The sequence below is a fragment of the Xanthomonas sp. WHRI 1810A genome, from assembly GCF_040202885.1.
Lineage (GTDB): Bacteria > Pseudomonadota > Gammaproteobacteria > Pseudomonadales > Pseudomonadaceae > Aquipseudomonas.
This window is the reverse complement of record NZ_JBEGED010000028.1, coordinates 43161-51732: the sequence shown is the minus strand read 5'-3', so window position 1 is coordinate 51732 and position 8572 is coordinate 43161. Positions and strand designations below refer to the sequence as shown.

Annotated in this window: 10 protein-coding genes; 4 read left to right on the top strand and 6 right to left on the bottom strand. The window is 63.2% G+C overall.

What is annotated here, in order from left to right; all coding sequences use genetic code 11:
• Positions 1-254: hypothetical protein (locus ABQX22_RS25825; RefSeq protein ID WP_349802701.1), on the top strand; the 254-nt coding region annotated here is incomplete at its 5' end.
• A 57-nt stretch (positions 255-311) separates the two neighbouring features.
• Here the strand turns inward: ABQX22_RS25825 and ABQX22_RS25820 are convergent.
• Genes ABQX22_RS25820 through cydP form a run of 5 tightly spaced genes read right to left on the bottom strand, consistent with a single transcriptional unit; the run spans position 312 to position 3666 of the window.
• A complete protein-coding gene (locus ABQX22_RS25820; protein ID WP_349802700.1) occupies positions 312-614 on the bottom strand; it encodes a cyd operon YbgE family protein in 303 nt (100 codons plus the stop codon).
• Positions 604-720, bottom strand: coding sequence for a cytochrome bd-I oxidase subunit CydX (gene cydX / locus ABQX22_RS25815; protein WP_349802699.1), 117 nt, complete (start codon positions 718-720; stop codon positions 604-606). Before cydX ends, ABQX22_RS25820 begins: the two co-directional genes overlap by 11 nt.
• Positions 721-730: 10 nt before the next feature.
• Positions 731-1873 (bottom strand): cytochrome d ubiquinol oxidase subunit II, encoded by a 1143-nt coding sequence (gene cydB / locus ABQX22_RS25810; RefSeq protein WP_349802698.1) that lies wholly within the window; start codon positions 1871-1873, stop codon positions 731-733.
• Positions 1874-1885: 12 nt separating this feature from the next.
• Positions 1886-3472 (bottom strand): cytochrome ubiquinol oxidase subunit I, encoded by a 1587-nt coding sequence (locus tag ABQX22_RS25805; protein WP_349802697.1) that lies wholly within the window; start codon positions 3470-3472, stop codon positions 1886-1888.
• The gene (cydP, locus tag ABQX22_RS25800) at positions 3469-3666 is read right to left on the bottom strand and encodes a cytochrome oxidase putative small subunit CydP (RefSeq protein WP_349802696.1); all 198 of its coding nucleotides are present in this window, start codon (positions 3664-3666) and stop codon (positions 3469-3471) included. The genes ABQX22_RS25805 and cydP overlap by 4 nt, the downstream gene beginning before the upstream one ends.
• A 293-nt stretch (positions 3667-3959) precedes the next feature.
• Between cydP and ABQX22_RS25795 the strand changes: the two genes are divergently transcribed.
• From ABQX22_RS25795 to ABQX22_RS25785, 3 genes are read left to right on the top strand one after another with little or no spacing between them, the layout of a single operon-like run.
• Complete coding sequence (locus ABQX22_RS25795; RefSeq protein ID WP_349802695.1) at positions 3960-4742, top strand: substrate-binding periplasmic protein; 783 nt, start codon at positions 3960-3962, stop codon at positions 4740-4742.
• A gap of 2 nt (positions 4743-4744) precedes the next feature.
• The gene (locus ABQX22_RS25790) at positions 4745-6091 is read left to right on the top strand and encodes a GGDEF domain-containing protein (RefSeq protein WP_349802694.1); all 1347 of its coding nucleotides are present in this window, start codon (positions 4745-4747) and stop codon (positions 6089-6091) included.
• 25 nt (positions 6092-6116) lie between these two features.
• The gene (locus ABQX22_RS25785) at positions 6117-6854 is read left to right on the top strand and encodes a substrate-binding periplasmic protein (RefSeq protein WP_349802693.1); all 738 of its coding nucleotides are present in this window, start codon (positions 6117-6119) and stop codon (positions 6852-6854) included.
• A 112-nt stretch (positions 6855-6966) separates the two neighbouring features.
• Here the strand turns inward: ABQX22_RS25785 and ABQX22_RS25780 are convergent, their stop codons facing one another.
• Positions 6967-8433 (bottom strand): MFS transporter, encoded by a 1467-nt coding sequence (locus tag ABQX22_RS25780; RefSeq protein WP_349802692.1) that lies wholly within the window; start codon positions 8431-8433, stop codon positions 6967-6969.
• Between the last annotated feature and the right edge of the window lie 139 nt (positions 8434-8572).

Sequence of the window (8572 nt, the reverse complement as noted above, 5' to 3'; positions counted from 1 at the left end):
CACGGAGCGTCGCCGGAGTGAGGGAACCCGACGAAGTCGGGCCAAACCGGGAGCAGGGCCTTTTTGGTTACTTTTTTCTGGGCCGGCAATCCGGGCTCTTGAAAAAAGTGACCCGCTGTAAGAGCGGAACCGATATCAGCCACACCGCTAATAATGGATATGCACACGATCTAAGGGGTGTCAGACAAACCGCATCGGTCGAGCGCGACCCCGGAGCCTTCGTGCCTCGGCAGCTCCTACAGGGAATCGCGTGATCCGCCGTCATCACGAGCAAGCTCCCTCCCACAGCCACCCCTGCAGCGCAGCGATCATCAACGGCCAGCCATCCCCATCCCCCACATCCAGAACCCCATCGCCATCAACCCCCACGCCAGCACCGGATGAAACACCAGCCGCCAGGCCAGGGCGCGAGGATCGAAGCCGACGCCGTGAACGTAACCACCGCCCACCCCCCACATCACCAGCATCAACAGGTTGTGGCTGTAATGCCCCTGCGCATCCAGCATCGACGCCGGGTGGATCAACAGCACCAGACTCAGCGGGATCGCCATCAACAACGACACGCCCCGCGCAAACCCCTGCCAGCGCGGCACCGCCAGGGCCTCAGTCGTCATGGTGCCCCTCCTCGCCCAGGCTGTTGGAGGCCTCCAGCCACAACGCATTGATAATCCCGAAGCTGCAAGCCAGCAACACGCCGAGAATCCAGGCGAAATACCACATAACGTTCTCCTCAATACAAACCGTGGGGGTTGCTGTCGATGTGCGTGGTGGTGACCGTGCCCCACATTTTGGCGTAGCACCACAGCGTGTAGCACAGGATCAGCGGGATAAAGATCGTCGCCGCCACCAGCATGATGATCAGGGTCTTGTGGCTGGACACCGCGTCCCACACGGTCAGGCTGGACGCTGCATCAAGGCTCGACGGCATCACGAACGGGAACAGCGCAAAGCCTGCGGTACACAGGGTGCCGATGATTGCCAGGCTGCTGCCCAGAAACGCCAGCCGGCCCGACCGCCCCAACGTGCCGAGCAACGCCAGCAGACCGCCGGACACTCCCAGCAACGGCGCGATCAGCGTCAGCGGGTAGCGCGTGTAATTGCCCATCCAGCCGTGGTTGCCGGCGACCACGGTTTTGCCCAAGGGATTGAGCGCGCTACCGGCATCGAACGCCGACGTAATGACCAGACCCTGGATACCACCCACCGCCAGCCACACCCCGGCCCCGACAAAACTCAGCACAAACACCAGCCCCATCCCTAACGCGGCGGTGCGTGAACGTCGGCCGACGGCGCCGTCGGTGCGCATCATCAGCCAGGTGCCGCCATGCAGGCCGAGCATGCTCAGGCTGACCACCCCCGCCAGCAGGCCGAACGGGCTGAGCAGTTGCCAGAACGTGCCGTGATAACTGGAGCGCAGGGTGTCGTCGAACTGGAAGGGCACGCCGAGCAGCAAATTGCCGAACGCCACGCCGAAGACCAGCGACGGCACCAGTCCGCCGACGAACAACCCCCAGTCCCAACTCTGGCGCCAGCGGGTGTTGGCCAGTTTGCTGCGGTAATCGAAACCCACCGGCCGCACGAACAGCGCGAACAGCACCAGCAGCAGCGCCCAATAGAAGCCGGAAAACGCCGCCGCATAGACCAGCGGCCAGGCGGCGAACAACGCGCCACCGGCGGTGATGAGCCACACCTGATTGCCTTCCCAGTGGGGCGCGATGGTGTTGATCACCACCCGCCGCTCATTGTCGCTGCGGCCCACGAACGGCATCAGCATCGCGGCGCCCAGGTCAAAGCCGTCGGTCAGGGCGAAACCGATCAACAGCACACCCACCAGCACCCACCAGATCAGTTTCAGGCTCTCGTAATCAAACATGCTCGTTGCTCCTCAAGCCAGGATGGGGGACGGGATGCGCGCAGGTTCAGCCTCGCGCTCAAAGTGATAACGCCCGGTGTGCAGACTGCTCGGGCCCTGGCGGGTGAACTTAATCATCAGGTACATCTCGATCACCAGCAGCACGGTGTAGAACGCCACCAGCGCCAGCAACGAACCCCAGACATCGGCGCTGGACAGGCTCGACGCCGACAGATGCACGGGCAGCACTTCGCCGATGGACCACGGCTGACGGCCATGCTCGGCGACGTACCAGCCAGTCTGTGTGGCAATCCACGGCAACGGCAGGCTGTACAGCGCCCACTTGAGCAGCCAGGGTTTGCGGGTTTCGTTCTTGCGCGCCGAGGCCCAGAACGCGCAGATAAACAGCAGCAGCATGAGCATCCCGCTCAGGACCATCAGGCGGAAGGTCCAGAAAATCGACGCCACCCCCGGGATCGAATCCAGCGCCGCCTGCTTGATCTGCTGATCGTTGGCGTCCACCACGGTGTCGGTGTATTTCTTGAGCAGCAGCCCGTAACCCAAGTCTTTTTTCACGGCATTGAACGCAGCCAGGGTTTGCGGGCTTTTGTCCCCGCCGCGCAACTGGCCCAGCAGTCCGTAGGCCACCATGCCGTTACGGATGCGCCCCTGATGCTCGGCCACCAGGTCCTTGATCCCGGTGACCTGTTTGTCCACCGAGCGGGTGGCGATGATGCCCATCGCGTACGGGATCTTCACCGCGTAGTCGGTTCGCTGTTCGGCCTGATTGGGCAGGCCGAACAGGGTGAACGCCGCCGGCGCCGGTTCTGTTTCCCACTCGGCTTCGATGGCCGCGAGCTTGGTTTTCTGCACGTCGCCGATTTCGTAGCCGGACTCGTCACCGAGGATGATCACCGACAGGATCGAGGCCATGCCGAACGCCGAGGCGATGGCGAACGAGCGCCGGGCGAAGGCGACGTCCCGGCCCTTGAGCAGGTACCAGCTGGAAATCGCCAGCACGAAAATCGCCCCGGTGACGTAGCCCGAGGCCACGGTGTGCACGAACTTGACCTGCGCCACCGGGTTGAAGATCAGGTCGCTGAAGCTGGTCAGCTCCATGCGCATGGTGACGAAGTTGAATTCGGCGCCCACCGGGTTCTGCATCCAGCCGTTGGCGATCAGGATCCACAGCGCTGACAGGTTCGAGCCCAGCGCCACCAGCCAGGTCACGCTCAAATGCTGGACCTTCGACAAGCGCTCCCAGCCAAAAAAGAACAGGCCGATGAAGGTGGATTCGAGGAAGAACGCCATCATCCCTTCGATGGCCAGCGGCGCGCCGAAGATGTCGCCTACGTAATGGCTGTAATACGCCCAGTTGGTACCGAATTGAAACTCCATGGTCAGGCCGGTGGTCACACCTAGCGCGAAGTTGATGCCGAACAATTTGCCCCAGAACTGGGTCATGTCCTTGTAGACCTGCTTGCCGGTCATGACATAGACCGACTCCATGATCGCCAGCAGGAACGTCATCCCCAGCGTCAGCGGGATGAACAGAAAGTGGTACAGCGCGGTCATGGCGAATTGCAGCCGAGATAAGTCGACGACTGATTCCGAAATCATTTTGGGACCTTCTCAGAAGGAACGGGAGGTGTGCCCAGCAGGTGCTGGCCGACTTGAGCGCCGTCATCCTTGACGGCCACCGGAGCGTCGAACCAGACGCTGCGGATTCCCATGAGCAACACTAGCTTGATCAGCAGAATCACTGCGATTTCCCGGGCCAACGGTTTTTTCAGGAAATCGAAATGAGCGGGCATGTTCAATACTCGGCGGGAATGCCGGTATTTTTCCTACAGACCGGGTGCCGCCCCTTGATCCAGATCAAAGAACCGGCGCCGGGACAGGCGACAAAACACCACAGACGCGCACCGTCACCGGGCGGTGCTTCCATTCAATCGAACGCCGCAATCCGCCGACGAGCTGTCATACGAGTGGCTCAAGCCCGCGAGGGCCAGGCCGATAATGCAAGTGTGAGAAGCCGTCCGTCGTTAGTTGCCAACCCTGTCCGGGACGGCGCGGCGCGCGATTGCAGTCAATGAGATCGCTGTCCATGACACCGCCGCTGTCGCTTCGCCCCCTCGTCCGAGCCCTGCTCAGCATTGCGTTGCTGTGCCTGCTCGTGGCCCCGGCGCAGGCCGACGACGCGCCGTCGGCGATTCGCATCGTCACCGAGGAGTTGCCGCCCTACAACATGACCGTGGACGGCAAGCTCACCGGCATGAGCACCGAGGTGGTCCAGGCGATCCTCAAGCGGATCCACGTGCAGGCCACCGTCCAGTCCATGCCGTGGGCACGGGCTTATGACCTGGCGCTCAACGACGAAAACGTCCTGATTTATTCCATCACCCGCACGCCCGAGCGCGAGTCGCTGTTCAAGTGGGTCGGCCCCCTGGGGTTCTCGCGCTGGTACCTGTTCTCCTACGTCAATCATCCGGTGCAGTTGCAGCAGCTGGAGGACGCCAAGCGCTTCCAGACGGCGACCGTCAATGAGGACGTCGGCGAGCAGTACCTGGTGGGCAAGCAGTTCACCGTCGGCGTTCAGCTGCAGAGCAGCGTTCGGTACGAGCTCAATTACCAGAAGCTGCGGCTGGGGCACGTCGACCTGTGGATTTCCGATGAGCTCAATGCACGCTACCTGGCGCGAATGGCTGGCGACGACCCGGCCCGGGTGCTGATCCCGTCCCTGAGGCTGCCGGAGCTGGAGGACAGCGGCGGCTTCAGTATCGCGTTCAGCAGGCGAACGCCGGATGCAACCGTCCAGCTGTTTCAGCAGGGCCTTCAGGCGATCCATGACGACGGCACCTATGACGCCATTGTCCGGAAGTGGAACTGAGCATGCCCGTAGAGTCCGAAAAGCCGTCCGCCCCGATGACGGACACCCCGCTGCACAAGCGCTCACTGGGCCGCCGGCTGGTGGTCGCCACTTTGGCGTTCTGCCTGCTGTTTACCGTGGCGACGGTCGCCGTGCGCACCTGGTTTGCCTGGGACAGCAACGTCGCGATGATGACCGCCGAGCTGTCGCTGATCGATCAGGTGTTCCAGGGCACGCTGTCCAAGGCGGTCTGGGAAATGGACAGCGAAGCCCTTCAGGCCCAGGTCGACAGCGTGGCCCAGGCCGCGCCGGTGGGGCATGTGGCACTGACCATCATCCGCCCGGGCCGCGTACCGGAAGTCATTGAGCGGATCCGCCCTGGCCATGTCTATGAGGGGCGTGCGCCGATGTTGCAACGCGAACTGACGGTTGCGCCCTACCCCGGCGCCCATGAAAACGTCGGGGCGTTACGCATCGAGGGCGATGAAAGCCTGCTGTGGAAACGGCTCTGGCGGGAAGTGGCAATCATCGTGCTGACCCAGATCATTCAGTCGCTGGCCCTGGCCGGCTTGATCATGGGCATGTTCAACCGCTCGGTGACCCTGCACGTTCGGCACATCGCCCGGCACCTGAGCCAGCTGACACCGCAGAACCTCAGGCAGCACCTGACGCTGGAACGCCACTGCAACCACGGCGATGAACTGACCCTGCTCGAAGCCGGGGTCAACGATCTGCAGGACAAACTGGCCACGCACCTGGACCGTCAGGCGCTGGACGAAGTCACGCTGTCGGCCAGCCGCGACCACCTGGCCGAGCTGGTGGAGCAGCGCACGGCGGAGTTGCAGGCGGCCAACACCCGGCTGGAAACCCTGTCGCGCTTCGACCCGCTGACGGGCCTGGCCAACCGCAGGCACTTCGATGAGCTCAAGGAGCTGGAATTCAACCGGGCCCTGCGCCACCAGCAACCCCTGTCGGTGCTGATGTGCGACATCGACCACTTCAAACTCTATAACGACACCCACGGTCACGCGGCGGGCGATCAATGTCTGCGCGAGGTGGCGGCGCTCATGAGCGGCTTGTTCACCCGTTCCGGCGAGCTGGTGGCGCGCCTGGGCGGTGAGGAGTTCGCGGTCCTGCTGCCCGGCTTCGATGAACCCCAGGCCCACGCCGCCGCCGAGCACCTGCGCCAGGTGCTGGCCCGTCGGCAACTGCCCCACGGCGCGTCGCCGGTGTCGTCGTCGGTCACGATGAGCATTGGCATCGCCGAGCTGAACACGGCCACCATGGCTCGCTTCGACCAACTGTTGCAGAGCGCCGACAAAGCCTTGTACCGGGCCAAGCGCCAAGGCCGAAACCGGAGCGTCAGCTGACATGCGCACTTTCCCGAGGCACCCGATGACCCGTTCCGTGAGTCTTTTATGCGCGTCATGGCTGGCGGTGACCTGCACGCTCAGCCAGGCGCAACCACTGCAGGTGGTGACCGAGGATTCCTCCTACAGCTTCTTGAAAAATGGCAAGGTGGCCGGCGCTGCCAGCGACATCGTCGAACAGACCCTGGCCCTGGCGGGGATCACCGATTACCGGATGACCCTTTACCCGTGGGCCCGGGCCTACGACATGGCACGGCTGGAGGGTAACGTGCTGATCTACCCGATGCTGCGCAGCGCCGAACGCGAAGCGCTGTTCACCTGGGTCGGCGAGCTGGATCAGGTGACCCACAGTTTCTACAAGCTGCGCGAACGCACGGAGGTGCAGGTCGCGGCCCTGTCGGACGTGAAGGGCTACAGCGTCGGCGTGGTGCGCGGTGATTCGCGGCAGGAGTACCTCGAAAACAAAGGCTTTACCAGGATCGTGGTGTCACCCAACAACCTGGACAACCTGCGCAAGCTGATCAGCCGGCAAGTCGACCTGGTGCCTTTGCCGGAACGCGAAGCACGGGAACAGTGCGATGACCTGCACATCGCGTTCGCTGATCTGGAGGCGGTCTACACCCTGGACGCATTGTCCAAAGGCCTTTACATCGCCGTCAGCAAAAAGACCCCGGACGAGATCGTCGAGCGCATCCGCCAGGCGTTTGCCACCCTCAAGGCCAACGGCAGCGTGGACAAGGCGATGGCAGAACAGCCCCGCTGACGCTATTGCCGCATTGTAGGAGCCAACTTGTTGGCGAAGCGGCGGGTGGGGTGTGTCAGTGAATGCGCTTCGCGGGCAAGCGCGCTCCTACAGGGTGTGTGGCGTATGCAGGTTAATCATGGGCCTGGGACAACGGGCGGGCGACTTCTTCCAGGGATTTACGCTCGGAGGCCACGCCCCAGATGGCCTGGACCGACGCGGCGATGAGCATCAGCGCGCAGCCAATCAGGTAGCCAATGAACACGTTGCCGCGATCATGGCTGTCGATCAGTTCGCCGAACAGGGTCGGGCCGATAATCCCGCCCAGGCCGGTGCCGAACGCGTAGAACACGGCAATGGCCAGCGCGCGGATTTCCAGGGGAAAGGTCTCGGCCACGGTCAGGTACGCCGAACTGGCGGCGGCAGAGGCGAAGAAAAAGATTACCATCCAGGCAATCGCCTGCTGGGTCACCGTCAGTAATTCCTGCTGAAACAAGTAGCCGCTGATGGCCAGCAGCACACCGGAAATGGCGTAGGTCAGGCTGATCATCACCCGCCGGCCCACCACGTCGAACAACCGCCCCAGCAACAGCGGGCCGCAGAAATTGCCCAGCGCCAGCGGCAGGACGTACCAGCCAATGTGCGCGGACGGCACGTCGTAGAACTCGGTCAGCACCAGGGCGTAGGTGAAGAAGATCGCGTTGTAGAAAAAGGCCTGGGCGGTGAGCAAGGTCATGCCTACCAGCGCGCGCTGGCGGTAGGCGACAAACAGGGTCTGGAAGATTTCACCCAGCGGCGTGTGATCCCGGGCATGCAGGCGCAGGGGTTTGCCGGTGGGCGCTGGCAATTCATGGCCCTGATCGCGGAAGCGCTGTTCGATGTTCTCGACGATCTGCTTCGCCTCCTCCGTCTGGCCGTGGATCAGCAGCCAGCGCGGGCTTTCCGGCAGCCACAGGCGCATCACCAGAATCAGCAAACCCAACACCGCGCCGATGCCGAAACACAGGCGCCAGCCAAGGTCGCCGCCGATCCAGCCGGGGTCCAGCAGCACAATCGAGCCCACCGCCCCGATGGCCGCACCGATCCAGAACGTGCCGTTGATGGTCAGGTCGACCCAGCCGCGAAAACGCGCCGGGGTGAACTCCTGGATCGTCGAGTTGATGGCCGTGTATTCGCCGCCGATGCCCATGCCGGTGAGGAAGCGAAACAGCATGAAGCTCCACAGGCTGAAGGAAAACGCCGTGGCCGCGGTGGCGCTGACGTAGAGGATCAGGGTGATGAAGAACAGCTTGCGCCGCCCGAGACGGTCAGTCAGCCAGCCGAAGAACAGCGCGCCGAGCACCGCACCGAGGATGTAGGCGCCGCCGGCCAGGCCAATGTCGCTGTTGGTCAGGCGCAGCACGGGGCTGTCTTTCAGCGCCCCGGACACCGAGCCTGCCAGGGTCACTTCGAGCCCGTCGAGCAACCAGGTGATGCCCAAGGCAATCACCAGCAGGGTGTGAAACCGCCCCCAGGGCAATCGATCCAGCCGCGACGGCAGATCGGTTTCGAACACCTCGCCGCGAACATCGGCCTGCTCGGAAATGCTCGTGGTCGCCATGCCTTGATCCTCACCTGTGGCCGGAGGCGGCCTTTGGGTTGTGAGTTCCTCGGCGCTGGGGAGTTCAGAGCAGCTCTTGTGCGAGGGAGCTTGCTCGCGATGACGATGGCAAGGCAGATACATCTGCTTCGAATGTATT

Excerpts from the sequence above, each read along its gene's own strand:
- ABQX22_RS25820 (WP_349802700.1), bottom strand. The coding sequence starts at position 614 with ATGACGACTGAGGCCCTGGCGGTGCCGCGCTGGCAGGGGTTTGCGCGG.
- cydX (WP_349802699.1), bottom strand. The coding sequence starts at position 720 with ATGTGGTATTTCGCCTGGATTCTCGGCGTGTTGCTGGCTTGCAGCTTC.
- cydB (WP_349802698.1), bottom strand. The coding sequence starts at position 1,873 with ATGTTTGATTACGAGAGCCTGAAACTGATCTGGTGGGTGCTGGTGGGT.
- ABQX22_RS25805 (WP_349802697.1), bottom strand. The coding sequence starts at position 3,472 with ATGATTTCGGAATCAGTCGTCGACTTATCTCGGCTGCAATTCGCCATG.
- cydP (WP_349802696.1), bottom strand. The coding sequence starts at position 3,666 with ATGCCCGCTCATTTCGATTTCCTGAAAAAACCGTTGGCCCGGGAAATC.
- ABQX22_RS25795 (WP_349802695.1), top strand. The coding sequence starts at position 3,960 with ATGACACCGCCGCTGTCGCTTCGCCCCCTCGTCCGAGCCCTGCTCAGC.
- ABQX22_RS25790 (WP_349802694.1), top strand. The coding sequence starts at position 4,745 with ATGCCCGTAGAGTCCGAAAAGCCGTCCGCCCCGATGACGGACACCCCG.
- ABQX22_RS25785 (WP_349802693.1), top strand. The coding sequence starts at position 6,117 with ATGACCCGTTCCGTGAGTCTTTTATGCGCGTCATGGCTGGCGGTGACC.
- ABQX22_RS25780 (WP_349802692.1), bottom strand. The coding sequence starts at position 8,433 with ATGGCGACCACGAGCATTTCCGAGCAGGCCGATGTTCGCGGCGAGGTG.